This is a genomic window from Rhizobium sp. LjRoot258 (assembly GCF_964254185.1).
Lineage (GTDB): Bacteria > Pseudomonadota > Alphaproteobacteria > Rhizobiales > Rhizobiaceae > Rhizobium.
On record NZ_CAXUST020000001.1, the window covers coordinates 1,837,306 to 1,863,624 of the forward strand.

Annotated in this window: 28 protein-coding genes and 2 pseudogenes; 8 read left to right on the forward strand and 22 right to left on the reverse strand. The window is 60.6% G+C overall.

What is annotated here, in order from left to right; genetic code table 11:
* Window positions 1–74 precede the first annotated feature (74 nt).
* From ACSQ9D_RS09200 to ACSQ9D_RS09230, 7 genes and pseudogenes are all read right to left on the reverse strand, one after another.
* On the reverse strand, window positions 75–2,267 hold the full coding sequence (locus ACSQ9D_RS09200) for a putative bifunctional diguanylate cyclase/phosphodiesterase (protein WP_436281970.1): 2,193 nt from the start codon (window positions 2,265–2,267) through the stop codon (window positions 75–77).
* A gap of 274 nt (window positions 2,268–2,541) precedes the next feature.
* A complete protein-coding gene (locus ACSQ9D_RS09205) occupies window positions 2,542–2,802 on the reverse strand; it encodes a DUF2934 domain-containing protein (RefSeq protein ID WP_436281971.1) in 261 nt (86 codons plus the stop codon).
* 463 nt (window positions 2,803–3,265) lie between these two features.
* Window positions 3,266–3,709, reverse strand: a complete 444-nt coding sequence (locus ACSQ9D_RS09210; protein WP_436281972.1) for a YybH family protein — start codon at window positions 3,707–3,709, stop codon at window positions 3,266–3,268.
* Entirely contained in the window at window positions 3,706–4,233 is a 528-nt protein-coding gene (locus tag ACSQ9D_RS09215; RefSeq protein ID WP_436281973.1) for a LysE family translocator, read from the reverse strand. The genes ACSQ9D_RS09210 and ACSQ9D_RS09215 overlap by 4 nt, the downstream gene beginning before the upstream one ends.
* Before the next feature lie 59 nt (window positions 4,234–4,292).
* Window positions 4,293–4,547 carry an EamA family transporter gene (locus ACSQ9D_RS09220; protein WP_436283799.1) on the reverse strand — a complete coding sequence of 85 codons (255 nt, stop codon included), beginning with the start codon at window positions 4,545–4,547 and terminating at the stop codon, window positions 4,293–4,295.
* A gap of 12 nt (window positions 4,548–4,559) precedes the next feature.
* Window positions 4,560–4,698, reverse strand: a pseudogene (locus tag ACSQ9D_RS09225) (DUF2277 family protein); the annotation flags it as partial.
* A gap of 71 nt (window positions 4,699–4,769) precedes the next feature.
* Complete coding sequence (locus tag ACSQ9D_RS09230; RefSeq protein WP_436281974.1) at window positions 4,770–5,051, reverse strand: GYD domain-containing protein; 282 nt, start codon at window positions 5,049–5,051, stop codon at window positions 4,770–4,772.
* Between the two features lie 435 nt (window positions 5,052–5,486).
* Here ACSQ9D_RS09230 and ACSQ9D_RS09235 point away from each other — a divergent pair, with 435 nt between their 5' ends.
* Window positions 5,487–6,677, forward strand: a complete 1,191-nt coding sequence (locus tag ACSQ9D_RS09235; protein ID WP_436281975.1) for an aminotransferase class I/II-fold pyridoxal phosphate-dependent enzyme — start codon at window positions 5,487–5,489, stop codon at window positions 6,675–6,677.
* A complete protein-coding gene (locus ACSQ9D_RS09240) occupies window positions 6,646–7,662 on the forward strand; it encodes a CHAD domain-containing protein (RefSeq protein WP_436281976.1) in 1,017 nt (338 codons plus the stop codon). Before ACSQ9D_RS09235 ends, ACSQ9D_RS09240 begins: the two co-directional genes overlap by 32 nt.
* Before the next feature lie 173 nt (window positions 7,663–7,835).
* Here the strand turns inward: ACSQ9D_RS09240 and ACSQ9D_RS09245 are convergent, their stop codons facing one another.
* Both ACSQ9D_RS09245 and ACSQ9D_RS09250 read right to left on the reverse strand, forming a co-directional pair.
* Window positions 7,836–9,158 carry a TadE/TadG family type IV pilus assembly protein gene (locus tag ACSQ9D_RS09245; protein ID WP_436281977.1) on the reverse strand — a complete coding sequence of 441 codons (1,323 nt, stop codon included), beginning with the start codon at window positions 9,156–9,158 and terminating at the stop codon, window positions 7,836–7,838.
* A 453-nt stretch (window positions 9,159–9,611) separates the two neighbouring features.
* Window positions 9,612–9,847 (reverse strand): annotated as a pseudogene (locus ACSQ9D_RS09250) (c-type cytochrome); the annotation flags it as partial.
* Here ACSQ9D_RS09250 and ACSQ9D_RS09255 point away from each other — a divergent pair.
* Together ACSQ9D_RS09255 and ACSQ9D_RS09260 are read left to right on the forward strand one after the other, a co-directional pair.
* Entirely contained in the window at window positions 9,834–10,013 is a 180-nt protein-coding gene (locus ACSQ9D_RS09255; protein WP_436283891.1) for a hypothetical protein, read from the forward strand. The pseudogene ACSQ9D_RS09250 and the gene ACSQ9D_RS09255 overlap by 14 nt on opposite strands.
* A gap of 62 nt (window positions 10,014–10,075) precedes the next feature.
* Window positions 10,076–10,393 (forward strand): hypothetical protein, encoded by a 318-nt coding sequence (locus tag ACSQ9D_RS09260; RefSeq protein WP_436281978.1) that lies wholly within the window; start codon window positions 10,076–10,078, stop codon window positions 10,391–10,393.
* Between the two features lie 261 nt (window positions 10,394–10,654).
* Here ACSQ9D_RS09260 and ACSQ9D_RS09265 read toward each other — a convergent pair whose 3' ends face one another.
* On the reverse strand, window positions 10,655–10,999 hold the full coding sequence (locus tag ACSQ9D_RS09265; RefSeq protein ID WP_436281979.1) for a hypothetical protein: 345 nt from the start codon (window positions 10,997–10,999) through the stop codon (window positions 10,655–10,657).
* Window positions 11,000–11,485: 486 nt separating this feature from the next.
* On the opposite strand from ACSQ9D_RS09265, the gene ACSQ9D_RS09270 reads away from it, so the two are divergent.
* Complete coding sequence (locus ACSQ9D_RS09270; RefSeq protein WP_436281980.1) at window positions 11,486–11,665, forward strand: hypothetical protein; 180 nt, start codon at window positions 11,486–11,488, stop codon at window positions 11,663–11,665.
* Between the two features lie 31 nt (window positions 11,666–11,696).
* Here ACSQ9D_RS09270 and ACSQ9D_RS09275 read toward each other — a convergent pair whose 3' ends face one another.
* From ACSQ9D_RS09275 to ACSQ9D_RS09310, 8 genes are all read right to left on the reverse strand, one after another.
* On the reverse strand, window positions 11,697–12,218 hold the full coding sequence (locus ACSQ9D_RS09275; protein WP_436281981.1) for an EF-hand domain-containing protein: 522 nt from the start codon (window positions 12,216–12,218) through the stop codon (window positions 11,697–11,699).
* A 271-nt stretch (window positions 12,219–12,489) separates the two neighbouring features.
* Complete coding sequence (locus tag ACSQ9D_RS09280; RefSeq protein WP_436283783.1) at window positions 12,490–13,557, reverse strand: IS110 family transposase; 1,068 nt, start codon at window positions 13,555–13,557, stop codon at window positions 12,490–12,492.
* A 224-nt stretch (window positions 13,558–13,781) separates the two neighbouring features.
* Window positions 13,782–16,004, reverse strand: coding sequence for a copper-transporting P-type ATPase (locus tag ACSQ9D_RS09285; RefSeq protein ID WP_436281982.1), 2,223 nt, complete (start codon window positions 16,002–16,004; stop codon window positions 13,782–13,784).
* Entirely contained in the window at window positions 15,997–16,674 is a 678-nt protein-coding gene (locus tag ACSQ9D_RS09290) for a methyltransferase family protein (RefSeq protein ID WP_436281983.1), read from the reverse strand. Before ACSQ9D_RS09290 ends, ACSQ9D_RS09285 begins: the two co-directional genes overlap by 8 nt.
* Window positions 16,667–16,930, reverse strand: coding sequence for a DUF2933 domain-containing protein (locus ACSQ9D_RS09295; RefSeq protein ID WP_436281984.1), 264 nt, complete (start codon window positions 16,928–16,930; stop codon window positions 16,667–16,669). Before ACSQ9D_RS09295 ends, ACSQ9D_RS09290 begins: the two co-directional genes overlap by 8 nt.
* 56 nt (window positions 16,931–16,986) lie before the next feature.
* Window positions 16,987–18,462, reverse strand: a complete 1,476-nt coding sequence (locus tag ACSQ9D_RS09300) for a multicopper oxidase family protein (protein WP_436281985.1) — start codon at window positions 18,460–18,462, stop codon at window positions 16,987–16,989.
* A 110-nt stretch (window positions 18,463–18,572) separates the two neighbouring features.
* Window positions 18,573–18,950, reverse strand: a complete 378-nt coding sequence (locus tag ACSQ9D_RS09305; RefSeq protein ID WP_436281986.1) for a hypothetical protein — start codon at window positions 18,948–18,950, stop codon at window positions 18,573–18,575.
* 22 nt (window positions 18,951–18,972) lie between these two features.
* Entirely contained in the window at window positions 18,973–19,278 is a 306-nt protein-coding gene (locus ACSQ9D_RS09310) for a hypothetical protein (RefSeq protein ID WP_436281987.1), read from the reverse strand.
* 825 nt (window positions 19,279–20,103) lie between these two features.
* Here ACSQ9D_RS09310 and ACSQ9D_RS09315 point away from each other — a divergent pair.
* Together ACSQ9D_RS09315 and ACSQ9D_RS09320 are read left to right on the forward strand one after the other, a co-directional pair.
* A complete protein-coding gene (locus ACSQ9D_RS09315; RefSeq protein ID WP_436281988.1) occupies window positions 20,104–20,937 on the forward strand; it encodes a universal stress protein in 834 nt (277 codons plus the stop codon).
* An 82-nt stretch (window positions 20,938–21,019) separates the two neighbouring features.
* The gene (locus ACSQ9D_RS09320) at window positions 21,020–21,832 is read left to right on the forward strand and encodes a universal stress protein (RefSeq protein ID WP_436281989.1); all 813 of its coding nucleotides are present in this window, start codon (window positions 21,020–21,022) and stop codon (window positions 21,830–21,832) included.
* On the opposite strand, the gene ACSQ9D_RS09325 is transcribed toward ACSQ9D_RS09320, so the two are convergent.
* On the reverse strand, window positions 21,829–23,694 hold the full coding sequence (locus ACSQ9D_RS09325; RefSeq protein WP_436281990.1) for a heavy metal translocating P-type ATPase: 1,866 nt from the start codon (window positions 23,692–23,694) through the stop codon (window positions 21,829–21,831). The two genes, ACSQ9D_RS09320 and ACSQ9D_RS09325, sit on opposite strands and share 4 nt — an antisense overlap.
* Window positions 23,695–23,832: 138 nt before the next feature.
* On the opposite strand from ACSQ9D_RS09325, the gene ACSQ9D_RS09330 reads away from it, so the two are divergent.
* A complete protein-coding gene (locus ACSQ9D_RS09330) occupies window positions 23,833–24,279 on the forward strand; it encodes a hypothetical protein (RefSeq protein WP_436281991.1) in 447 nt (148 codons plus the stop codon).
* Here the strand turns inward: ACSQ9D_RS09330 and ACSQ9D_RS09335 are convergent.
* The 3 genes from ACSQ9D_RS09335 to ACSQ9D_RS09345 all read right to left on the reverse strand — a co-directional run bounded on the left by ACSQ9D_RS09335 (window position 24,233) and on the right by ACSQ9D_RS09345 (window position 26,238).
* Window positions 24,233–24,982: a response regulator gene (locus tag ACSQ9D_RS09335; RefSeq protein ID WP_436281992.1), complete on the reverse strand. Its 750-nt coding sequence runs from the start codon at window positions 24,980–24,982 to the stop codon at window positions 24,233–24,235. The two genes, ACSQ9D_RS09330 and ACSQ9D_RS09335, sit on opposite strands and share 47 nt — an antisense overlap.
* 189 nt (window positions 24,983–25,171) lie before the next feature.
* Complete coding sequence (locus ACSQ9D_RS09340; RefSeq protein ID WP_436281993.1) at window positions 25,172–25,603, reverse strand: ArsR/SmtB family transcription factor; 432 nt, start codon at window positions 25,601–25,603, stop codon at window positions 25,172–25,174.
* Window positions 25,600–26,238, reverse strand: a complete 639-nt coding sequence (locus ACSQ9D_RS09345; RefSeq protein WP_436281994.1) for a peroxiredoxin — start codon at window positions 26,236–26,238, stop codon at window positions 25,600–25,602. The genes ACSQ9D_RS09340 and ACSQ9D_RS09345 overlap by 4 nt, the downstream gene beginning before the upstream one ends.
* Window positions 26,239–26,319: the final 81 nt, after the last annotated feature.

Consider the following 26,319-nt stretch of genomic DNA (forward strand, 5'->3'; position numbering starts at 1 on the left):
TCGCGCTTCGCGCCACGAGCCGCTAGATGGGAGCCCTGTCTGGCCCGCGTGTTTTTCCGGGCGCGCATGTCAACTTATCGCTTCGCCTGCAAATCAATGACATTTGCACCAACCATCATGTCGAATGCGTCCTTGGTCATGGGCTTCGACAAGAGGTACCCTTGCAGATGATCGCAACCCAGTTCTTTGAGGATTGCCCGCTGCTCTTCGGTCTCCACGCCTTCCGCAGTTGTCTTCAGCCCCTTGGCCCTTGCCAGCCTTATCATCGCCTCGACGATAGCTCGGTTGTCAGCCTCTTGGCTGCCGAAGCCGTCCACGAAGCTTTTGTCGATCTTGATACGATCGACTGCGATATACTGTAGGCGACCGAAGGAGGAGAAGCCCGTGCCAAAATCGTCCAGCGCGAAGCGGACGCCTATGGAGCGAAGTGCCTCAATATTCCGCTGGCATTCCCCTACGCTGTCGAGAAGCGTGCCCTCGGTTATTTCGATCTCCAGCCGTGTCGGATCGATCCGATGATTGTTCAAAGCCGCAGTGACCCTGAACGCATACGCCTCGCTTCGAAGCTCGACGGGTGAGGCGTTGATTGCAATCTCGAGATTCGGCCACCGCTGGGCCGCCAGGCAGGCCTCCTCAAGAACAAGATCGCCAAGTTGGGCGATGACGCCGCACTCCTCGGCAATAGGGATGAACACCTCCGGGCTGATAAGGCCTCTTGAGGGGTGCTTCCACCGAAGGAGCGCCTCAGCGCCAAACAAGGCTCCATTCGGGGCAGCGTAGACCGGCTGAAAATGCACCTCTAGATCTCTGCGATTCTGGATCGCCAGCCGCAGGTCGCATTCAAGTTCGCGGCGGTCTTGGACCAAGTCGTCCATGTGGGGGCCAAAGATCGCAAAGCGGTTCCTGCCCGCCGCCTTCGCATTATAGAGAGCGATGTCAGCCTTCCGCGTCAGGTCGGGAGGATCAACATCAGGTCCGATACCAATCACAACGCCAATGCTCGCACCGATGCTGATTGGCGTTCCGTTGATCTCGAACGGACGCCGCATGGATTCGATGACTCGCTTGCACGACTGCGAGATCTGATCGTTCGTGACATCCGTGATGACCGCTGTAAACTCATCGCCTCCGAGCCTGCCAACGACACTGTCCGGAAAAATCTCGCGCAACCTGTCCGCTACGAGCACGAGGAGCCGATCGCCAACGGGATGCCCCAATGTATCATTCACCTGCTTGAAACGATCAAGATCCATGAACAGGACCGCGTTCGACTGGGTCGCGGCAGACCCCGAGATCACTTGAGCCAAATGCTCGGCAAACCGCGCCCGGTTCGCCAGTCCAGTGAGGGTGTCGTGCCGAGCGAGATGTTCAAGCTCGGCCCTGCTCTGCCGTAGCTTCCGGTTTCGCGCACCAATCATCGCCCCCATTCCTGCCAGCGCGACGAACACGGATACTCCGACAGCACCTAGAGCCGGGCGAACTGACTTGGCGACCGCTTCCCCGGGTTCAAAGGGACGCCAGGAGAAGTATCCGAATTCTTTGCCATCAGCACTTCTAGTTGCCGCGAAAGACCGTTTGTCTTGCGGCGACTTGGTCCGGGCAAAGGTGAGGTCATCAAACTGATATTCGCTCGACATCCCCGTCAGGAAGCTGCCATCGAGATAACGAATGGCAACATGGAAATATATCTCCGAGGGGCTCTGCTTGATGTTCCCGGTGTCGGAGACGATCGGCTTCACGCTGACAATTGCCGGGTGGCTGTTGACGGTTGAGAGATCGCTTTCCCCAATACTCAAGACTTGGTCAGAAATCCCGGTGTCGTCACCGTCAACGAGCCTTGCGCGCAGCCGGTCCGCCAACGGCGACACGACATCGCGGACCTGTTGGTACGCTTTCGCCGAATTCGCCTCGTCCGAAGCAAAAACATATACTGCGCGACCATCCGGAGCGATCACATAAGCGCGGTCGTGCTGAAAGTAGCTGAACATCCACTTGCCGAGGTTCATCTCCATCCAGTCCGTATTGCCGTCGCTGACGTTTTGAACCGCATCGTCCCAGACAGTCGCACTCTCCTGGTCGTGGGCCACCGCCGCCTGCATTTTCGAAACGAGCGTCTCGGCAAGATGCTTTTGGCGCTCGGCTGCGATTTTATCGCTCCTTTCGGTGGCAAACTCCAGAACCGCGACGAGCCCAGTATAGATCGAGAGCGCAGCGAAAAGAGGAAGAACGAAGAGGAGGAGAAGCGGTCGCAAGCGCGCGTATTTCATACTCAGGAGCCCTTTTTATGTCCCGGTACTAGCACACGAACATTAAGGCGCGCTTTCATTCAAACCGGAACTCCAGAATGCAGCGAGCAAACATCTCGAATCAGCTGGCTTCGTTCCCTCTGCATGCACCCCAAACACGGTGCAAATAGGTTGGCTCTGCCGCGACTATGCAATCAATTCAAGCCGATTCAGCCAAACCGTTGAATTTGCTGCAACCGAGAAAAATCTGATTCAAGCATGGACGAAAAATCGATTCTGAAATCGTAAAAACGATTCAAATGCTGAAATAATTCTGGGCCGAGCGGCCGACCGACGACGGGGCTGATCCTCGAGGGTGGGGGACGTTCGCGATAGAGCCGGACTTGCGATCGCCATCGAACTGTGCGGAGGCATTCTGGTTCGCTTCCGTGACGTCGGCAGCCTCCTCTGCCGTGGGCTGCTCTTCAGCCCGCCTCCAATGACCTTCGTGAAAGCCGTCAAGACGGCCCTCCTCTTCCCAGATCTTATTTGCACTCTCCCAACCCGACGTAGTCATCGACGTGATCCGCAAGGCTGCGGCCGCAGTCCAGAGCCGCTGACTTACGCAACATTCGCTATTGAAAGGCCGTCGCAAGGCGGCCTTTGTCTCGTAGATTAATTCGTGGCGTCTGGTCGATCCGGATAGCTACGAGCGCATACTCGACAAGGAGGCCTTATGCAGATTCGTCGCAACCCCGCGGGATGCGTGCCAGCAACATACACGCACGCATCGAGGTTCGGCTCAATGAGCACTTCCACCATAAGATGCCGTGATCAATGTCGTCGGAGCGGGTTTTTGAAGAGGCGGACCGCAACTGCAGCCGAGCTTGAAGCCATCGCGACGATCGGCGCACCTCTCAATGAAAGCGAAAAGCATCGCGAAGAGGCGCTGAGATTGGGCATCAGAGCCTGGACCTCTCATCGGACAAAGTAAAACTCCACCGTTGGCGGCCTGGGGACATCGATATGAGGCCAGCCGTTTAAGGTTTGAGATCGAGCAGAGCGCGACCGCTTCCATCCATGGCGAATGGCACGGATGCATGTTGGTGGGACACCATCCAGCGGCCATCGCACTTCACCAGGCCAAGGGTTTGACGAAACCAAAGATCGACCTCGGTGCCGTCGGTCTTAGTTCCCGTCATGCGCGTCAGACCACTCCAGAAAGCAACGTCTCCGCCGACCGTTAGCTTGGCATCGCAAACATCGCCACCGATCGGACCTTCCCAGGTATTGAACCACGCCTGTAGGCCTGCCTCGTCCTTGCCGTGATAGACGAGCGGCGGCGCTAGCGAAAACTCGACAGAATCCTCGGTTTCGTAGGAAAGTGCGCCCTTGGCATCTTTTTCGCCGAGCGCGGAAGCGCGCATCGCTAGCATGGCGATAATCGTCTCTTCTTCGATATTGACTTTGGTTTCGCTGCTCATTGGCCGTTCTCCTGTGCTGTTGAAGCAGAGGACGAACGGGGGAACGACAATCCGACACCGACACACGAAGCTAGTGGAAATTTCGCGCCTGCACCTTCAAGATGTCGATATGGAGGTCCGGGATTTATCCCGAGCCGGAGACTATGCCGAAGCAGGATGCCACTTGCGCCACCTAACCAGACTTTCGGATTGAGCGCTTGAAAGAACAGCGCCTGAATAAAGGTCAGGGGTTGGGCGCTATCCGCATCTCCTTGGGATGCTGCGTCGGGACGGCTCGTGGCGATCTTAAGAGCGAGCCAAGCGAGGTAAACGACGCCACCCCACTTCAGCACGTTCCGAAAGGTCTCATTCTCCAACAATTGGCTGCCAAACACACCAAGTCCCAGAAAGATGATACAGATGCCGACGCCCGTGCCAAATACGTGCGGCAACGAACGCGCGAAGCCGTAGTTTGCGCCGGTTGTCGTCAGAAGCATGTTGTTCGGTCCCGGCGAGCCGGATGAAGCGATGGCAAAGAGGACCACAGATAGTATCCAATTCAAAGTCAAAGCCTAGCCTCTCCCAATTTTGGCAGTCGCGCCTGTCAGCATCCTGATCCGCCATCCCGTGACAGACCAAGGGGATGGTCGTAGATCGCCCAGTCGATGACGGCGGCGACAATCGGGTAGATGAAACTCAGCATACCGATGACGGGGGTCGAGAGCTGTGGATAGGCCGAGTAGATGATGACCCAAGCAATGCCCGTATGAATGATGCCAATGCCGAGAAGCCAGCCCCAGGACGGCGGCGAAATGGATTGGCCGAAGTGAACGAACGGAGCGAAGATCAGAACGCCCATGATCGTCTGGCAGAACCGGATCGCCGTTCTCGCGCGCGCCTTTGCCGCTACTTCCTCGCGATCGCGAGGAGGTTGAGAGGTCTCCAGCGAATCGAGCAGCTCGCGGGCATGCCGCAATCGAACTGACCGCGCGCTCGAATGCGGCCTCATTGAGCGCCAACACATCGTTTCTGGCAGCGGAGGTTCGATCCGCTGCCAGAGATGTTTCAACCAGGGACCTGCCTATTTTGCCGGGGGCTTGTAGGTAGATGCGATTGTGCCCGCCTTCTCTTGCGCAGCCTTGAATTCCGCGCCCGTGTAGGCTCGCACGGTTTTGACATTCGAGACGGCTCCCGATGCGCCGATGACGAGAAGTGCGGGGATCAGGTCAGCACCATCGTCGAATTCCGTGATTGCCATCCAGTCGGTTTCGCCGGTCGTGACGTAGAAAGAATGCAGTTTCCCGCCCGCTGCTTCCATGATGCCACGGGCCGCCTGTTCTCGGTTCGATGGATTGTCAATCATTCCCTTCGCCGACGTGGTTGTATAGCACCCTGTTGTTACGAAAAGTGGCATAGGACATCCTCCCTCGATAACGGGCAGATCGGGTGATCTGCCCAACACTCACTATCTCAAAAAACTTGGTGTTAGACGAGCGTGGGACCGCAGAGCGCCAATTTAGGTGACCTCCCTGGAGAGGCCGCCCGACGTGTCGCTCCATGTGCACGCGGGAAGGGCTCCTGGAAGCGCTGGCGCGTCAGCCGCAAACCGGCGTTACCGCGGTACGCCGTTGCATATTGTCCGATCCGCCAGGCCCTCAAGGCCATCTGCAGGATCCGCGCCCTGGCGTCGGGAAACCGACGAGAACTTTCCTGCGACTGGGAGGCAGACAGATGATACTGTCGGGGTCGGGCGGCGTATTTGACCGAGGGACAGGCGCCGCCCGCAGGGAGGTGCGCCATGCCGATCGCCACCGTGTCCAGCCGGATGCTCGCCGTAACAGAGGAAATGCGCGCGGTCATGGACTTCGCGCAACGGGTGCTCGAAGGAGATGGCCTCGGTCCAGATGCTTGCGATTTCATGTTCGGCAATCCGCAGGAGCCACCGTTGCGCGGCCTCGTCGATGCGCTGGTCCGCCACGCCGAGCCGCAGGACGTTCACTGGTTCGGCTACCAAAAATACGATGCCTTGGCGCGCGAGACGGTCGCTCGCAAGCTGAGCGAAACGCGCGGCCGCTCCTACGAACCGGCCGACATCGCCATCACCGCCGGAGGGTTCGGCGCGATAGCGGCGGCGCTGCTCGCCGTGCTCGAGGTGGGCGACGAGGTAATCTATCCGCGCCCCGGCTGGTTCGCCTATGGCGCTCAGATTCGCGGAGCCGCCGGCACGCCCGTTGCCGTGGACCTGTCGCCCGTCAATTTCGATCTCGATATTGAGAAGATCGCGGCCTCGATCACGTCGCGCACGCGCGTCGTCGTGGTGAATACCCCGCACAACCCAACCGGTCGAATATTCCCGCGCGCTCAACTCGATGCGCTCGCCGATATGCTTGCCGCGGCATCCGAGCGACACGGCAAGGTGATCTACCTGCTTGCCGACGAGCCTTATGCGCGGCTAGTGTTTGGCGGTAACGCCCATATCAGCCCGGCCGAAAGCTATCCGCACACGCTGATCGCGTACTCCTACGGCAAGACTCTGCTTGCACCCGGCGAGCGCCTCGGCTGGCTCGCGCTCGGGGCGGACATGCCAGAGGCCGATCGCATGAGGCTGCGCGAGGCGGTCGACATAGCTCAGGTATCGCATGGCTGGGCCTTCGCCGGTCGAACCCTGCAGCGGGCCCTGCCCGATCTTGAGAAACTCTGCATCGATGTTACCGCCCTCGAGCGGCGCCGCGATCGTATGGTCGAAGGCCTTAGGGCAGCAGGCTACGATCTACCGGTGCCCGAAGGCACCTTCTATCTGATTCCGCGATCTCCGATCCCGGACGACATGGCATTCGCGGCGCGCCTTGCGGCCGACGGCGTCTGGGTTCTGCCGGGGAGCGTCGCGCAGTTGCCCGGCCGCCTGCGGATCAGCCTCACCGCGAACGATGTGATGGTCGAGCGCTCGTTGCCCGTCTTTGCGCAAGCGATTAGGGAAGTCGCAGCGTAGAGATGGCGACCGAAGAGACCTGTTCATCCTGGCGCGCAAGGTCGACGGGATCGTCCCGTCCCGGTTCGGCGTCCGCTCCAAGTCGGAAAAAGGATTCGCGCTCGTTGATCAGCAGAGGTCCGTCTTCAAGGCGGAGGGTCTCGATCTCGACCGCAATATGCCGGCCGTGGCAGCCTTCGAGACGATCGCCTCGTCCTGCTTCCGGCAGTTCCGCCTCAATGAGGACGTCCTCCTGCATCGACGCAATCCTGAAGCCGTGCACCAGGCTCGCGTGGCGCTCCGGCGGTTGCGTTCGGCGTTTTCGCTGTTCAAGCCAATCCTGTCGGGCGAGGAGCCAGGGCGACTGAACGCCGAGATGCGATGGCTGGCCGGCGTACTAGGCGAAGCCCGCAACATCGACGTCCTGCTCGCGAAGGCTAAGGACGCCGGTCTGGTCAGCAAGCTGACAGACGCTCGCAGAGACGCGTACGACGATGCGATCGTGACGCTGAACTCGTCGCGCGCTCGGGCGCTCGCGCTTGATTTCAATGACTGGCTTCAGTGCGGCGAATACCTTGAATGGATAGCCACCGACGATCGGCCAGGCATCTCGGCGTCGGAGTTCGCCGCCGAGGCACTCGACAAGATGAGAAAGAAACTGAAGAAGCACGGCAGAGCGCTGGCGGCGGTCGACGACGAGCATCGTCATGAGGTTCGAAAGGACGCAAAGAAGCTTCGCTATGCGGCGGAATTCTTCGGTTCTCTGTTTGACAGCAAGCGTGGGGCACGGCGGTCCAAGGAGTTCATCGCCGGCATGGCGGATCTTCAAGACTATCTGGGGGCGCTCAATGATTTGGCGATCGGTCCCGACGTCCTCGAGAAGTACGCTTTGGCCGACCATCCGGCTCGCGACAGCGTCCTGTCCCATGCCGACAAAGACGTCCTCATTGATAAGGCGCAGGACTCGGTGGACAACATCCTCGATGCGAAGCGGTTCTGGCGATAGACGCATTCATTTGGCCGGGCGTCCCATCCTGCTGCTCAAGGACGTCGCGTTCGTCGCCATAGGGTGGCAAGGATTCCCGCCGACGTGCTGCCCCGCACCACATTCATCTGTGCCGACGTCGAAATCGGACAAGAAACGTACACGGTTACCCGGCAGTCGCCGATTGTCTGCCCTCATTCGACAAGTCGGATGGCACCGGGATTGTTGATCTCGTTGTTCGCCAGTTCCGACTTGCAATCCAGCTTGAACGTGCTGTTGCCGATCATTGTGATCTCCTGTGCGATGATGCGGACGCATTCGCCACCCGTCCCGCCATTGCCGGCGTACTGGACTTCCTGGGCCGCCGGCATGTAGATGATGCCGTTGAGGTGCGAGTTGCTGTTCCCGTTGATGACCGCAGGAGCTGTGTTGCTCCGGTCGGCGACAATCGAGAACCCGGCCCATGCGCCCGATGTCGGGGCGGTGACGTTGAAGGTCGAGCCGCCATGGATGTCGATTGCAGCACCGTTCAGCAGGAAGAAGGTGACCTGATCGCCGGTGAGGACCGACTGGCTGGCAAACTTCAATGTGCCGCCGTCGATAATGTAATTGCCGGGCTCCAGCTTCACATTGCCCTTGATTTCCAGACCGTCGTACGTCCCCGGCTTCAGCGTCACGGCATATCCTTCGGGAGGTTTGTTTGGTGTCTTGCCCGTACCATTGCACGTGCCGCCACCGCCGCCGCCGCCGACAAAGTTCTGTCCGCATCCGGACAGATCCACCGCTTGTCCGGCAGTCGGCATTGTTTTGCGCTTGAACGGGTCGATGGCCACAGCGCTTCCTTCGCGCGGTTGGCCGCACGCAAGAGTAGTGCTGCTTGGCGACGCCGAGACCTTGCCCGGCGTATAAAGACACTCCGTCTTCAGGGTTCCCGACCCGCCGACATAGATGGCTTCGTCGCTGCTTGAGTTTGCGGTGATCGTGCAGCCAGACGTATCGACCCTGGAACTACCGCTCACCTCGAACGCGCGGTCGGCTGTCCGATTGAGCGCCAGGATGCAGGCTTCGCCGCCCGTCTGGTAAGAAGCGCTGCTGTGGCGCGAGATAGGGAACGATAAGCGAGTGAGAAACACCGGCTGGTAGTCAAAAGAATAGTCGGCCGCCGCCGTTATCTGCTGTCCCACCTCCGAGTAGAGGATATTCAGGGACGGGGGAAGCACCACCGCGGGGGGTTCCCCGTTGCGTTGAGAGGGGTCCCAATTGCCGAAGAACGTCTCGTTCGCCATCTGAGTGGCTTCCGCCTCGGTTTGGCCCTCGCCGTAAAGCCGGACCGCCCTGAGCGCAGCGCTATCCAATGCCTCCTGCAGCTTGTCAGCCTCGAAACCGGCATTGGCGTAGTCAACCGCAACGGAAGCCGCCGCGAGTAACGGCACCATTGCCAGCGCAGTCAGAACTGCGAAGTTGCCGTCATTGTCGCGAACAAATCGATGAGCATGCCGACTGAAAAACTCAAGCATCGTTGCGCCCCGGATCCAATACAGCCACGAGGCACATTAATATATATCGATATAAGTATTGATTGCTTCAACTATTCGAATTCTACGTATCCTAGAGATATATTCCACCCCTCATACGGTAGCGCCCGCTCTTGCGCATTCCGGGAACAGGAAGACCTATTCAGCGCAAGTGCTCCAGGCCACCAATTTGCTCGGCAAGTAGCAGTCACGCGGGAAACACCGAGCACGTGCTCCGACCTACAAGGGCCACGGCGGCCGAGGTCGATCAGTTCCGCGGCGGAGACCGTGCATGGGCCGCTCAGGAGCGAGACCAGACACAAGGCGCAGTAACATCTTTTGAGTTCGGGGTTTCGCCCGCCGATAGGCGTTGGCAGCCCAATCGGATCGGTCGTCGAAACTGTTGGAATCTTCGTGGCAAAACGTCGCTGCGGAACCGGAGCTCAATGCCGGCTGCTATCGCATCGAAGCATAATAGGTCGCTGCAGCGTCTATTTCCTCTGGCGTCATGGCCGTGCGATATTTCGCATCTGCTCGCTGGTGTCATTCCGCCGAGATCCGGAAGCGAACGCCTCGAGCTGCGCCTTGATGTCGACAGCGGACTGACCGCCGAGCCATGGGCTACCAAGCTTGTTCTCGATGTCGCCGTGGCAGGACCCACAAGGCGCGATGCCTCTCATGGGCGATCCGCTGAGCACGACCGCTGGCACCGGGCCGGATCCGCCAGCCAAGGTCGCCGCTAAGATCGAAGAACTGCTGCGCGATCAGATGGACGACGCCGCCTTTGAGCTGCAACACATGATCTCGGGATCTGGCGATGCACGAACAGAGTGTTTCGAGACTGATACCAAGAGATAGATTGCTGATGCCCGTCCCAGGACATACGTAGACCCATCATAAATTCTTCAGGCTAAACGACTATGAAAGTCTCCGAACTCTCCTCGAGGCAAAACGTGCAGTCGAAGAAGGGCGCCGCTCTCAAACTGCACCTTCTAGCGCCTGCCAACTCGAACATCCCCGTGCCTCGCACCACGCCGCGGACGTTGCGGGAATCCGATGATCAAGCGAGCGCCCGTTCGCCCGCTGATCAGATCGAACCATCAGCTCTCCTTTCTGTCGCTCTGTTTTCGCTCAGCCTCGCGATCTTCGTCGTAGCGACATCGACCATGTTCGATTCCACTTGGTCCCAAGCCCTTCGTGACGCCGTTATCAGCCTCCCGGCCAGCTTGGCGATGTAGGGAGGCCAACTTCTCCACCGGATATCTTTTCGAGACAAAAAGTATCGGCGTCCCCTCGGAGAGCCTGAACGAGGTGATCCAAACGCAGCCGGCATGAGGTGATATCCACCTGTCAAAAGAAAGCCATGACCGCAATTGGCGGTGGGTTCAACTGATCGCTGCAACAGCGGCGGGAGGTGGCCACGGAAGGTCGGGTTAACCCCGGCTTTTTTGCATCTTGGTCGCCTTTCCGGGAGCCGCCTCGGTATAGCCGCTTCCCAATCACGTCGGATGTGCCTGAAGGGCTGCATAAGCGGACGATTCCGCCTTCTTCTTCAGCTTGCGGAGAACTGGGGTTTTCTCGGCAGGGTTCTCCCGATCGTCGGGATCGTACGCGGAGCCGACCTCATCCATTCGGTGCTTTATCGCGAGCGCGTAGATGGTATTCAGGATATGCGGATCCTTTACATGAGGATCTGTAAGCGCCAGAAGCGAGGCACGCACAATCTTCTTGCTGCTCGCTTGGGGACAACGGTTCAATACGAAATCGTAAAGCCCCTTGCCGGAAAGACCTTCTGTGGCGCCATCCAAAAGCGCTTCATAAACGCGTTTCCGCTTCTCACCCATGTTCCGCCTCCCTCTTGAACTTGTCGTGACAAACTCTGTCATAAAAACGTCATATGCAACAGACTGCAGCGCGCACTAGGGCGAGCTCTCCCAAACCCCAACCTCCAAGACAAAAGCTCCACTCGCATTGGCGCGCCGGCGGGACGGTTTTCGTGGAGGTCTCCCCAACATCGCACTGAGCGCGCGGTCTCAGGGAGGCCCGCAGAACGCACGTCAGGCGTTTGCGTAAGTCGCCGATCGCACTCCTGGGAATCCCTAGGCCGGCTCGCTGACCTCACCAAGTCCGGTGATAAATGTCATCCTATAGGACGCGCAGAGGTCTTTCACCCGGTGCTCGTTGCCGCGAAAGCCCTCACCGCGGGACAGCGCACGCTGCAATCGCAGGCACGGCACGATTTAGTTTTCGCGAAGGCCCATTTTGACGAGCATCAAGGAAACGTTTTACGAACGCGGTAGGCTCACCCTCATCTAACGGACGGGAGTGCCATGAGCATCAAAACCGCCATGTGCGTCTTCAGCGTCGACCGCTCGGACCAGGATATCAAGTCTGCTATCGAGTTCTGCGAAACGCAGGGCGCGCATATGACCGCGATGGTGGCGTCGAAATCGAAGGCTGGGTCGAGGGAAGGTCTTCCCCGCAGCAACGCCGCCCGACCGCGGTCGTAGCGATCGGGCGGCACCATCGTCGATCCTCGACCTATTGCCCCCAGAACGCCTGCAGCTCGTCGGTCGTGACCTTGCCGTCCTTGTTCGCGTCCACGCTGTCGAATATCCGCTTGTGGATCGCCGTCACCTCCTCGAAGGACAGCGCGCCGTCTCCGTCGGCGTCGGCGACCGCGAACATGATCTTCATCGTGTGCCCGCGCATCGCCATCATCGGCATGCCGCCGCCCATCATGCCAGGCTGCATCGGCATGCCGCCCGTCGCGCCGGGCTGCATCATCATGCACTGCATACCGCCAGGCATCATGCCTGGTCCGCCTTGCATTGTACCTTGACCCTGTCCCATCATGCCAGGCTGCATCATGCCCGCTCCACCCGGCATTGTGCCCTGGCCTTGTGCCATCATGCCCTCCATTCCTGACGGCGGGATCGCCTGCGACGAGTTCGCGGGATGATGGGGATCCGCCCCACTCGGCTGTGCGAAGATTGAGCCGGCTCCGCCGATGGCGATCGTCGCGGCCAGCAGAACCGCATTTGAAATTCTTGTCGTTCTCATGCCGTTTCTCCAATGAAAGAACACAAGGGGTAAAACACCAGCATTTGCGGGCTTTTCCTTGGGTTCTGTTGTTATTTGACCGGCATTTTCGCCGATCGGCTAAATCTCTTCCCTCCGCCGGACAGTTGTTTGCGTCCTTCGGTTCTCGAACCATTCTCCAATGCGTGACCCTGATGCTTGTGGCTTCGGTCACAGAGTGGCGTTCGGCTCCCGGCTTCCCATTCTCCTTGAGGAGCGCAGCCCAGATCCTGCCGGGCTCGCTAAAACACCATCAGGACAGCCGGGATATCGTCGACGCGCCTTCCGTGGTGCCAGTGCCGCGCGGCTCGTAAGCGCGCTGGTCACGCAGAATCTGGAAGGCGATCGTCAAAAGCTTGCGCGCGATGGCAACTCGCGCCTTGTTCACTCCTCTGATCTTCAATTGTTCATACTGGGCGCGAAGCTGCGCATCGGTGGCGATGGCGGGGGTGACGGCTTCGACGAAGGCCCAGCGCAGCCACTTGTTGCCCTGCTTGATGATCTTGCCGTGGAAGGTCTTGCCGCCGGAGGAATAGGTCGAGGGCACGAGCCCGGCATAGGCGGCAAGCTTCTTCGGGTTGCGGAAGCGCGATATGTCGTCGATCTCGGCATCGATCAGCCGGGCGAAGAACTCGCCAATGCCGGGGATCGTCTTCAACAGCTTGACGTTGGCATTGGCCTTGGTCATCGCCCGGATCGTTGCTTCCGACTGCTTGATCCTGATGTCAATGTCGCCGATGAAGTCGAGGCCACGGTCGATCTGGATGCGGTCGATCTCTGAGACGTTGACCTGCGCTAGCTGGACACGGCCGGCCCTGCCGAACAGATCGCCGAGCTTCTTGAGCTGGGCTGTCTGCTCCGGATAGCGATCAAACACCGTGACGATGCGGTTCTTCGTCATTGTGCGCAGCCGCACGTAAAACATCCGTTCGCGCAGCGCGACGCGAAGCTCCCGAGATTTTTCGCCGGGTGCCCAGGCCTCCGGCACCAGGTCGGCTCTAAGCAGATGCGCCAGCACCGTCGCATCGATCTTGTCGGTCTTGATCTTGGCGTCGGCAATCGCCTTGACCTTCCACGGATGGGCGAGAACGACATCATCACAAATGTCGTCGAGCCAGTCATACATCACCATCCAGTTGCGGGTGGCCTCGACCACGGCATGCGAGTTCTCCCGATACCGCTCCAAAAAGCCGCCAAGCGACTGACGGTCATTCTTCACACGGCCAGAGCGCAGCGTTTTACCCGCCGAATCCTGCACCACCAGATGGCTGTAGGATTTGTGGTAGTCGACGCCGATATGGTATTCATAAGAGGCAGTCATGCTTCCAACTCCCTTATTGAGATCTTCGAAACCCCAATAAGGTAAGCCGAAAGGCTGGAAGTGTGACTGTCCCTCGATCATCACCTGCATCTCAGTGATCCGTTCTCTCAGCGGGCGCGGCCTCTTTCATGCCACCTCCTTTGGCTTGGTTTGTATCCGCCTGCTTCCTGAAGGGGAGCAGGATGAATTCGAAGTCCTGTCCGGCGGACGCGCCGCCAAACCACTTAGTCGATCGACGAACGGCGCAGCCTGAGCGAGTTGCCGATGACGCTAACCGAAGACAGCGCCATGGCGGCGGCCGCGATGATCGGCGAGAGCAGCAGCCCAAGGGCCGGATAGAGCACGCCTGCCGCCACGGGCACCCCCGCCGCGTTGTAGATGAAGGCAAAGAATAGGTTCTGGCGGATGTTGCTCATCGTCGCGTGGCTGAGCTTGCGCGCCCTCGCGATACCCTGCAGGTCGCCCTTCAGCAGCGTCACGCCGGCGCTCTCGATCGCGACGTCCGTTCCCGTGCCCATGGCGATACCGACGTCGGCGGCCGCGAGCGCCGGAGCGTCGTTGACCCCGTCGCCGGCCATGGCGACGACACGACCTTCGCTTCGAAGCCTCGCGACCACCTTGCCCTTGTCCTCCGGCAGGATCTCCGCCTCGACCTCGTCGATGCCGAGCCGGCGGGCGACCGCCTGCGCCGTCGTCCTGTTGTCTCCGGTCAGCATGACGACGCGGATGTTCTCCTCCTTGAGCGAGCGCAGCGCCTCGGGCGTCGTCGCCTTGATCGGATCGGCGATGGCGACAAGACCGCCCACCTTGCCGTCGACGGCGACATAGATCACCGTCGCGCCTTCGCCGCGCAACGCCTCCGCCTCCGTCACCAGCGCCGAGAGGTCGACGCCCTCCTCCGCCATGATCCGGTGGCTGCCGATGACCAGCTTCCTGCCATCGACGGTTCCCGTGACGCCCTTGCCGACGGGGCTGTCGAACTCTCGGGCCTCGCCCAGGGCAAGGCCCCTCTCCTGCGCCGCGGCGACGATGGCCGCGGCAAGGGGATGTTCGCTGGCACGCTCGAGGGTTGCGGCCAGCCGCAGGAGTTCCGCTTCGTCGAATCCTTCGACGGCATTCAATGCGGTCACCTTCGGCCTGCCTTCCGTCAGCGTGCCGGTCTTGTCGACGACAAGCGTGTCGATCTTTTCGAAGCGCTCCAGCGCCTCGGCGTTCTTGATGAGGACGCCCATTCGCGCACCGCGTCCGACGCCCACCATGATCGACATCGGCGTCGCTAGGCCGAGCGCGCATGGGCAGGCGATGATCAGCACGGCAACGGCGGCGACGAGGCCGTGGGCGAAGCGCGGCTCCGGTCCCCAGACGCCCCAGGCCACAAAAGCGGCGACCGCGATGAGGATCACAGCCGGGACGAACCAGCCCGACACCTGGTCGGCCAGCCGCTGGATCGGCGCTCGGGAGCGCTGGGCGTCGGCCACCATGCGGACGATCTGCGAGAGCATCGTGTCGCGTCCGACCTTGCCGGCCTTCATGACGAAGCCGCCGCTCTGGTTCATCGTGCCACCGATCAGCTTGGCGCCGACCTCCTTGGTGACCGGCATGGATTCGCCGGTGATCATGGATTCGTCCACGGAGCTGCGGCCCTCCAGCAACTCCCCGTCGACAGGGACCTTCTCGCCGGGCCGTACGCGCAGACGGTCCCCGACCGCGACGACGTCCAGCCCGACGTCCTCGTCCGATCCGTCTTCACGGATGCGGCGGGCGGTCTTCGGTGAGAGGTCGAGCAGCGCCCGGATGGCCCCGCCGGTCTGCTCCCTCGCACGGAGTTCGAGAACCTGGCCGAGCAGCACCAGCACGGTGATGACCGCGGCGGCCTCGAAGTAGATCGCGACGGAACCGTCGGCGGCGCGGAACGTGGCAGGAAAGATGTCCGGCGCCGCCGTGGCGACGACGCTGTAGATCCAGGCCACGCCCGTTCCCATCGCGATCAGCGTGAACATGTTGAGGCTGCGGTTGAGGAGCGAGGCCCAGGCCCGTTCGAAGAATGGCCATCCGGCCCAGAGCACGACGGGCGTCGCAAGCACGAGCTGTATCCAGTTGGCGAGCCGCGCGCCGAGCAGCATGTGCAGGTTGGTGAGATGGCCGCCCATCTCGAGCGCGAGAACAGGCAGCGACAAGGCGAGTCCGATCCAGAACCGCCGGGTCATATCGACAAGTTCGGCGCTCGGCCCGGTCTCCTTCGTCGTGACCTCCGGCTCGAGCGTCATGCCGCATATCGGACAGGTGCCGGGGCCTACCTGCCGGATCTGCGGATGCATCGGGCAGGTATAGATCACGCCCTCCGGAGCCTCCGGCTGCCTAGTGGCCGCTTGCGTGGCCGGCCGCCCTTCTTCGTGATGGTGATGGCCGCCATGGGCATGGCCTTCATGGATGTTGTGGTCAGTCATGGACAGCTCCTCCGCGATGGCTTCCAGCGGCATCCGTTCCGCGGCCGAACCTCGGAAGGAACCGGGGAACCGCTCTGGCATAGGCGTCCCACGCAGCTCCGAACTCGGCCCGCGAAGCCTCCTCCTCCCGCTTCGCCAGGCGCACGTACACCCAGACCATCACCGGGAACATGGCGAGCGTCACCAAGGTCGGCCACTGTAGCAGGAATCCGATCATGATGACGACGAAGGCGTCGTATTGCGGGTGCCGGACCCGCGCGTATGGTCCCGTGGTCGCCAGACGGTGATCGCGTTGGGCTGCGTAGAGCACATGCCAGCTTGACGCGAGCAGCCAGAAGCCGGCGACGATCAGGATGTTGCTCAGGAGATGGAACGGCCCGAAATGCGGGTTGACGCGCCAGCCGAACATCATTTCCAGCAAGTGGCCGGCGTCGTGGGACCAGAAGTCGACGCCGGGAAACTGGCGCCCGAGCCAGCCGGATAGCAGATAGATGGTGAGCGGGAAGCCGTACATCTCCGTGAAGAGCGCCACGACGAAGGCGGAGAACGCTCCGAGCGATCGCCAGTCGCGCTTGGTCTCGAGCCTGGTGAAGCTCGCGGCGAAGACGATGAACACCACGGAGTTGATGATCACCAGACTCCAGAGTCCATAGGCGGGGGTGTCAGACATCTTCTTTCTCCTTCGGCTTATGCGGCGTCATGCCCGCATCGTGGCCGGAATGATCATGACCGGAGTGGGCGCCGTGTCCGTGATGCATGAACATGTGCATGAGCGGACAGGCCAGAATGAGAAGCCAGGGCAGGACGCCGAGCACATGCACGCGGTGCTCGTAGGCGATGAGCCCTGCCGCGATGACGGCGAAGGCGATGAAGACGGTTCGGCTGTACGTGCTCCAGGCCGACGGAGAGGAATGGTTCTGATTCATGAAGATGCCTCGGTTCCTTAGAGTTGGAGAAAGGGCTTCGCGGCTTCGAGAACGCGTCAGCCGATGCCGTCGTAGGTCACGTAGGCCATCATGCCCGTCGCCATGTGGTAGAGGTGATGGCAGTGAAGCGGCCAGCGGCCGGGGTTGTCGGCGTCGAAGGCGAGGACGACGCTTGCCATCGGCGGCAGCAGGACGGTGTCCCTGACCGCACCTGCGACCGGGGCTCCGTTGATGCCGATCACCTGGAAGTGATGCCCGTGCAGGTGCATCGGATGCGCCATCATCGACGCATTGCTGATTGTGACCTCGATCCGCTGGCCGCGCTTCACGACGAGACTGTCTGCGCCGTCGACGCCCCAGCTATAGGCGGCCATGTCGCCCGTCAGCGACAGATCGAAGCGGCGGTCGGCCGCACGGGTCGCCAGGGGACTGACGGGACGCAGCCGCCGCTCGAGGTCCAAGCCGAGAACCGGCCCCTTCGCGTCGCCCACGACGGCAATCTTTCGAATATCCGTCCCTGCCGTGGCCAGGACTACGCCCGTGCGCTCAACCGCCCCTTCGCGAAGGGCGAGGACTGGGAAGGCGCCGCCCTCCTTCGGCAGGCTCAGCCTGATGTCGAGGCGCTGGCCCATGGCGACGGGAAAGGATGTCCCGGCGACAGCCTCCACGCCCTGTCCGTCGACGGCGACCAGTTCTCCGAAAAGGCGGCCGGTGTCGATGGTGAAGGCGGTCGCCGTCGCGCCGTTGATAATGCGCAGACGGACACGGCCGCCTTTATCGACCCTAACGACTTCGGGGTCGTCGAGCGTGCGGTCGTTCGCGAGATAGGCGTCGTAGTCGATGTCGTTGAGGTCCATGGCCGCCATCCCCGGCATCGTCATGCCACCCATGTCGTTGCCCGGCATCATGTGCTGCATGCCGGCCATGCCCTGCATCGAGCCGTGGGCCATCGGCATGGCGCCGGGCGCGGCATTCCCTTTCAGCTTCGCCAGTAGTTCCTCCGCCGACAGGAAGGAGAAGTCGTGCAGCAGGACGACGACCTCCTGCTCGTCCCGTTTCCTATCGTCTGCGGTCCGCACGATCAGCGGGGCGGCGAGCAGGTTCTGCTCCTGAAGCGTATGGGCGTGCATCCAGTGCGTGCCGCCCGCACCAACAGCAAAGGTGTAGCGGCGGGTTTCGGACGGCTGGAGCAGTGCCGCCGGATTGTCCGGCACCCCGTCGGCCGCCCAGGGCGGCGTGAGCCCGTGCCAGTGGATCAGGGCCGGTTCGTCGATGGCGCTCGACAGAGCGACGTCGAATTCGGTTCCGGCGTCCAGCGCCAGTCCCGGCCTGCCGTCCGGCTGGACAAGGCCGAAGACTCGGGCGGATCTGCCCTTGACGTCGATGGTCCTGTAGCCGACGGACAAGGCGCGTGGCGCGGGAGACGTTTTGGCCGTCTCCTGCGCAAAGGCGCGCATGGGGCGAAGGATGGCCGATGTGCCGAGCGCGGCTGCGCCGACCATCAGGTCGTTGAGAAATTCGCGGCGTTTCATTGTAGTTGGTCCTGCTTTCCGGGTCGGCTGCGCCGACCATTGGTCGTGGACGTCCGGAGGGAGGCCCGTGGAAGCAACCGGATGCCGCGACGAGGCGGCCTCCGGCATCCTCAGACCGGAAGACGAGGAGGACCGAGCGTCGGCGGAAGCGCCAGACCGCTGCCGGTCTGGTCGCCCCATGGGAAACGAAGGAACGTGGCCGTGGCTGCGGGAGCGTCCGTCCTGTCCATGCTGGCCAGGACGATGCAGAAGCCGCATGGGACGGCGCAGCAGCCCTTGTGGTCGGGAGTGTGAAGGCCGCTTGGGAGCGAGACGTGGGCGTCCTTTGTCAGCACGGAGGAATGCTCGAGCCCTGAGTGTCCGTGGGCCGGACGTTCATGGCACTGCATCGCCTGCACGCCCGCCACGGGCGCAAAGAGAAGCGCGAGTGCGACCAGGAAGGTCAGCACTGCGTTCATCCATGTGAACCTGCGGCGGTCGGCGGCCATGTGCTCGGCTCCGTTCCCCTGATCAGCCGAAGCGTCGGCTGATCACGTTGAAGATAGCGGCGATCAATGCTCCCGCATAGCCGCCGAAGATGACACTTTGGATGATGCCCAGCGCCAGGCTTCGAAGATCGAAACCGGTCAGTCCCAGGTAGAACTGCAGCCACGGCCTGTGGAGCCCCCAGTCGGGAGCGACGAAGCCGAGGAGCATGCACAGCAGGAACGACACGATTGCAAAGATAGCTAGCGTCGCACCGAGCACCGGAACGGAAACATGTGCTGGCGTCGCCGAAGACGGCTCGGGAACGGAGTGCAGAATCGTATTTGCCATTGGTAACCCTCCGATGCAACTGTCCATGCCACTACGACGACTACGAATATTGGACCTCTCCGAGCGGGCGATCCTTGATTCAGATCAATTGTACTCGAGTGGTATCGACAATCTTGCTTCAAACGCCTGAAAACGTGCCGGGGTGCATCGGCGGCGACGACGCGCAGGGATGCACAACTGAAGTCCAAGAAGTCGTTGACAGTGGCTCTCAGCCAGGTGCTCTGTAAGCGTAAGAGCCTGGAAACGGCGCCCCCGCCAGGATATGTCACCAGCACTGCGCTACCGGGTATAGTCTCTGTCTTAGACAATCCCTGGCGAACTGACTTGCGGGTCGGACCTACGGGCGCCGGCCCTCTTCTGCTTTTGAAGTATCCGCTGCCGACTGGGTTCACAGTATGGGTTATCCGATCCACGTGGGTGGCATCGAGAGAGGAGGTTTCCTGTTTGATTTCAATGCGGCTGGTTCAGGCGTATGGGCCATTCGTCAGACTTTGACCACTGGATTGTAACGATGATTTCGCCGCGGGCACTGGATTGGGCGACAAGGGAACTTTGCTGCGCTTCGCTCCTGCTTCGCCGGAAGCATGCGGCGAGATATCATGAGCGCCAAGTGCTTGTTAAAGCAGGCTCGTGCACAAGGGTTCAGAACGGAGTTCGTCGGGCTTGGCGGGATGGAGGTCTTTTAGCCCAGCGAATTTCAAGACCCTTGGGAACCAAGTGCGGGGCACTGATCCATCCGAATACGGATCGCATCGACTTTGACGAACATCAAAGAAACCTTGCAGGAACGCGATACGATCCAGCTCTCAACATGGAGGCAGTGCGATGAGCATCAAAACCGTTATGTGCGTCTTTGACGTCGACCGCTGGGACCAGGACGTCAAGTCGGCGATTGAGTTTTGCGAAACACAGGGCGCCCATATGACCGCCCTCGTAATCTGCATGGGCGGCGTGCCAGCGATCGCCACCTACGAAGCGATTTCTACGACCTGGCTCGAAGGCCAACAAAGGGAAATCGACCGCCTCGCCGAGGAGACGACGGCAGTAAAAGAAGTCCTAGGGAAAACCGAGCTGTCCTTTGACGTCCAGGAGATCTACACAGAGTTCGCATGGGCTGAGGAAGACATTGCTCAGCATGCGCTTTACGCCGATCTCGTCCTTGTTGGAGCGCAAGCTGCTGGCAATGAGGATCTTCAGAGACGTATCATCGATGGCGCGCTGTTCCAATCTCCGACGCCGATCCTGATTAACCCACGTATGCAGGCCGTTGCCTCGTTTCCAAAATCGATTCTGCTTGCCTGGGATTCAAGCGATGAGGCCGCGCGGGCGGCCCGCCAATCCTTGGAATTCCTCAAGGGTTGCGATGCCGTGCATGTGACGCTCGTAGATCCCGTCGCAAGGAGCTGGGAGAACGGTGAAGAGCCGGGATCCGACATCGCCATGTTTCTCACTCGCCACGGCGTGAGGGTCGAGGTTGACCGGGTGGCCAGCGGCGGACGCCGCGTGGACGAAACCCTGCGCCAACATGCGACGGACGTGGCAGCCGACATGGTGGTCATGGGTGCCTATAACCACCCGCGGATACAGCAACGCCTGTTCGGAGGCGTCACCCGTTCGATGCTGAAGGACAGCCAGGTTCCGCTCTTCTTATCGCGGTAAATGCATACTTCTAGCGGCCCTGTCGTTCGGGCTTGGCCGCTAGAAGCGATGACAGTGTCGTGTTTGCGTCCGGGAGGGCGTCATGAAACCACAGTTCCATCTGCCATTGACCACGCATCCGGAAGCGAGTTCGTTTGCGATAATCGAGAACGCTATCCAGTTTTCGTTACATCAGGGTGCCGATCTTGTCGCCAGCCTTGCTGCCGCACGGCGCCATGGCCACGAAGCTGCCGAGACTTATTCAGACGACGACGAGTTCCAGGCCGACCGCTTTGACCGGGATGTCGCAGCTCAGCTCGTCAGGCATTTGCGAGAGCGGGCCGAACGGGTTGCTCTCGACGTTAGGCTCGTCCCCGCTGAGGCCGAGGCGATGTCGGCGACTATGCGGCTGGCCGAACTTGCTCGCGCCTACGACGTTACGATCCTGGAAAACACCGAGCTGGCGAGGCCGATCATTGAAAGTCTCTTCTTTGACAGCGGTCGCCCGCTGCTTCTCCTACCGTCGGGGGACTTCTACGGTCGCATCGACAATATCGCGATCGCATGGGATGGGAGTGCAACGGCGGCCCGCGCGGCTTCCAACGCATATCCGATGATCCAATCGGCCACGAAAGCGACAGTGATACACGAGTGCGCTGCGGCTCCGTGGAGCGAGGATCTCCTTGATCGCTACGTGGAAGCGCTGAAGCATTCAGGGCTCGAAGTCGCGTTGGCTGCCGTGCACAGCGATGGAGAGGATGTCTCTACCGTCATCCAGGACACCGCCATCGAGGGCCATGCCGACCTTCTTATCGCTGGTGCCTATGGGCACACCAAGCTGCGCGAGGCCTTGGTCGGCGGTGCGACACGCAGCCTACTCGACAATCTCCGTATTCCGACCCTGCTATCCCACTAGGTTAGGGCTCGAAGGGCGTTCAAGACTACCGCGACGTCGATCGCCTCCTGGATCAGAGCGCCCTGGACCGGCGGCAGAAGTCCAACTCCGGCGAAAACCATCGCGACAGCAGACAAGCCGATACCGGCTGCTACGCTTTGAAGCGCGATCGTTTTCGACCGCCTCGCCACCTCCAAAGCGGTCACTACGCCGTTCAAACCGCTCTGCAGAAGCACGACGTCCGCAGCCTCAGCCGCCGCAGCCAAATTACCGCGGGCGATGGCGAGTCCGACGTCGGCCGCCGCCAGTGCCGGGGCGTCATTGACACCGTCACCCACCATCATCACTCTGCCGAGCGCCTTCGTCCTTCTGACGATTTCGACCTTGTCTGCCGCACTGAGATCTGCCTCGACAGCATCCATTCCAAGACGATCGGCGATTGCCTTTGCGACCTCGAGCCGATCGCCGCTTGCGAGCGAAATATGCTTTATGCCGAGCTTACGAAGATCTTCGATCGCATAAACGGCATCCCCCCTCAGAAGGTCTTCGAAACGTATTGCCCCTAGAACCCGTTCACCCACGCATACAAGCGCACTGGCCGAGGCGTCGGGAGCCGACATCTCCGGCTCGATACCCTTTGACCTGACGAAGGCAGGCCCTCCGACAAGAACACGTCGCCCTTCGATCATCGCCTCGACCCCCTCTCCCGCCACCTCGGCCGCCTGCTCCGGCTTGCTGAGCAAAAGATGCCGACTTTGCGCTTCTGAGACGATGGCCCGGCCCAATGGGTGAGCCGATGCCAGCTCCGCCGATGCGGCCAGCCGCAACAGCGCGTCTGGGTCGTCCGTGCCGAGAACGTCAGAGACTGTCGGCTGCCCAATCGTCAGGGTGCCCGTCTTGTCGAAGATGATGATCTCGATCTTCGACAAGGATTCGAGCACGCCTGCGCCCTTGATCAGGATTCCTCCGCGGGCCGCCTTCGATATCCCCGCCACCAGAGCCACAGGAACGGCCAGGATGAGGGGACAGGGCGTCGCGACGACGAGGACCGCCAGGAACCTGACGCTGTCTCCCGATGCAGCCACTGCGGTTGCCGCGACGAGAAGGGTGAGTCCCAGAAACCAGATTCCCATCCGGTCCGCGACCCTGTAAATTGGCGCCTTGGATTGCTTCGCCTGCTCGACGAGCCGCAGAACATGCGCATAGGTACTGTCTTTGGCCGTCTTCGATGCGATCAGATCGAATGCGTCGCCGGCGTTGGATGCACCACTCTGCACGACCTCGCCCTGCGTAAAGCGGACGGGCAGCGGCTCTCCCGTCAGTGCGGACTGGTCGACGACGGCCGTACGCCCATCCACCGTCCCATCGACGGGAACGACATCGCCACGCCGAATGAGGAGGTGGTCTCCGGGCGCGATCGCATCGATGGGAATCTCTATGAAAGCGCCGTCGTTGACGCGCAGCGCGCTGCGGGGCACTCGTGAGAGAAGGTCAGTCATACCGCTTTCGGCACGACGATGCGCATAGAATTCGAGGAAGTGTCCGCCGGCGTACATGACCGAAACGATCGCGCCAGCGAGGTATTGGCCGAACCACAGCGCCGTGGCCATGGCCAGGGCCGCGATGAGATCAAGTCCGAATTCTCCCCGTCGAAGCTTTGAAACAATTTCGAACAGCAGGCAGGAAAGAACGATGACGTTGCTTGTAACGAGAAGAACGTTCGCGGCGAGTCGAACTTCCAGCAGTGCAAAGATAAGACCGCTCGTCAGAAAAGTGAGAGCGGAGCAAAACAGGATAAGGGGCCAATACCGCTCGACAAGGAACTTCGCGCGGTTTGCGAACGCAGCCCACTTGTCGATTGATGCGGCTTCGAGCGATTGCATGCCGCTCGTCCTCCTTGAAAGCTGCGCTACGGGAGAAACCTGTCATAAACCAAGTTGGCTTCCTTGATCTATGACAATGAACGAGAGGGACATTCGCGGGAAAAATTGTGCCAGTTGCCCGTCACCGGGGAGGACGCCATGCCTTATGACTATGTCGTTGGCGAGTTGTTGCGAGATGACGAACTTGCGGCTTTCGCCCTTATCTGCAGCGTCGCACCTGCCTTCGAGGAAAAGGACTGGGCGGCGTTGTGCGATGACACTCGGAACTGGCACTGCATCAGCGCCAGCGATCTGGCGGGGCGCGTGAGAGGCTTGGCCGTTTTCAGGCTTCGAATGCACCCGGAGGCGGGCTTGCTCATGGATGTGCCGATCTTCATCGCCCTTAGCGCTGCTGATCACCACGGGATCGCCGAGAGCCTGTTTTCATCGCTTGAGGCTCAGGCGACTGCGTGCCGGTTCATGCGCGTCTGGACCAACCTACCCGGTAACCTGCAAGAACTGGAGGATCCCGTCCTTTTTCGCCGTTGGGATCATGGACTTATCTATCGCGTCCATCCAAAGCCGCAAGAACCGGCTTGGCGGTGAAGACGTAGCCGACCGACCGAACGGACTTTATGAGCTTCGGTCGCGCCGGATCGATTTCGATCTTTCGTCTCAATCGGGAAATCTGTGTATCAATCGAGCGGTCAAAGGGATCCCGCTCCCTGTGTCGCGTGAGATCCATCAATACGTCTCTGCTCAGAACCCGACCCGCATTGTGGACAAATGCGTCCAGCATCTCGAACTCCCCGGTGGAAAGCTCCACCTCGACGTTCTCGGGATTAAGAAGCCGTCGTTTTTCCCTGTCGAGGCGCCAGCCTTCGAAAGCCAATACTTCATCGGCGTTCGGCGCCGGTTTTCTGGCTGTTTGACAACGGCGTAGAATCGATTTGAGCCTCGCGTGAACCTCACGCAGATGGAACGGCTTCACGACATAGTCGTCCGCGCCGACCTCGAGGCCGACCACGCAGTCGACGACGTCCTCGCGTCCAGTGAGTATCATTATCGGCACGTTCGAAACGCTTCGTATCTCTCGGGCCAGATCTATCCCGTCCTGGTCAGGAAGGACGAGGTCAAGAAGCACGATGTCGAAAGGTTTCGCGCTTAGCGCCGATCTCATTTCCTTGCCGTTTGTGACGCAGGTGACTTTGTAACCTTCGTGTTCGAAGTACCGCTGAAGCATCTGCCGGATGCGGGGATCGTCGTCGACCACAAGGATTTGCGTTTCTACTGGAGACCCCATAGTCATCACCGCTTCTGGATCACTACTGTTGAACGAGCCCTTGGATCAGGCGCAGAACGCCTGGGCAAGTCCTGTTGGTCAACTGCGCCTCTGGTTGCTAGCACCGGACCGGACATGACTGAGCGACGCTTCGAAAAGGGATCAGCGCACCAACCGTCATTGGCTATAGGCATCTCCATCCGGCATTCTCCAAATTCAGTCCATCTTTTCCAGTCGCGCCCAGCGCGCCATTTCTCCCAGGACAGCAGATCCGGCGCCCCCACGGGATTGTCGTTTGACGGGACTAACCGGAGCGATTTGCGCGTCACTTGTCGGTGCAACCTCGCAGAACATTTGCATGAGCATGTTCATGACGACCGCGACGCGCCCATCGGAGATCGAGTAGTAGACTTGGCGCGATTGGCGACGGGTCTCGACCAGTCCCGCCTGGCGAAGTTCCGCGAGTTGCTGCGAAAGCGCCGGCTGCTTAAAGCCGAGTTCCTCCTGGATTTCGCCAACGGAACGCTCTCTTTGCGCGATGTAGCAAAGAAGCATCAGCCGGCTTGGCGTGCTGAACAGCCGCATGAACTCCGCAGCCTCGACGGCCTTCTCCTGCATTTCTTCAAGGGGGAGAGCGGCACCACTCATCCGCGCCGCTCCCGGTAGTACCAGGACTCGCCTTTGCGAAGTTCGTTGGCTTCCTCCATTGAGGTCGTAGCAGGCTCCAGCAGCGGATCGCCATGCTTCCAGCCCTCGGGCGTGAGAGCCCCTTCCCTTTCCGAGGTCTGCAATGCCTCGACAAGGCGGAGGAGTTCGCCAACCGATCTCCCGACGTTCATCGGATACCAGACGATGGCGCGAATAACGCCTTTCGGATCGATCACGTAGGTGGCCCGCACAGTCCCGCTGTTCTCGGAAGAATTGTCCAACATGCCGTAAGCTCTCGCGATCACCATCCCCGAATCTTCGATCAGAGGGAACGGCACCTTGACGCCGAAGCTACGTTCGATGTCACGCAGCCATGCGACATGAGAATAGAGGCTGTCGACCGACAGGCCAAGGAGATCGCAGTTCAGTTCGGAAAAGCTCGCATGGGCACGAGCGAACGCGATGAACTCGCTGGTGCACACCGAGGTGAAGTCGGCCGGGTGAGAGAAGAACAAGAGCCATCGTCCCCGATAGCTCAAGAGGGACACTTCCCCAGTAGTCGAGCGGGCGGTAAAGCCAGGGGCCCTGTCGTTGATCCGCAAAGCCGCTGACGCGGCCTCCAAATTTTCAGTCATCCCGTCCATTTCTACCTCTGTCCATGGCCAGCACGGCGAATCCGCCAAACGTCAAAATACATACTTGTATAATTAATGTAA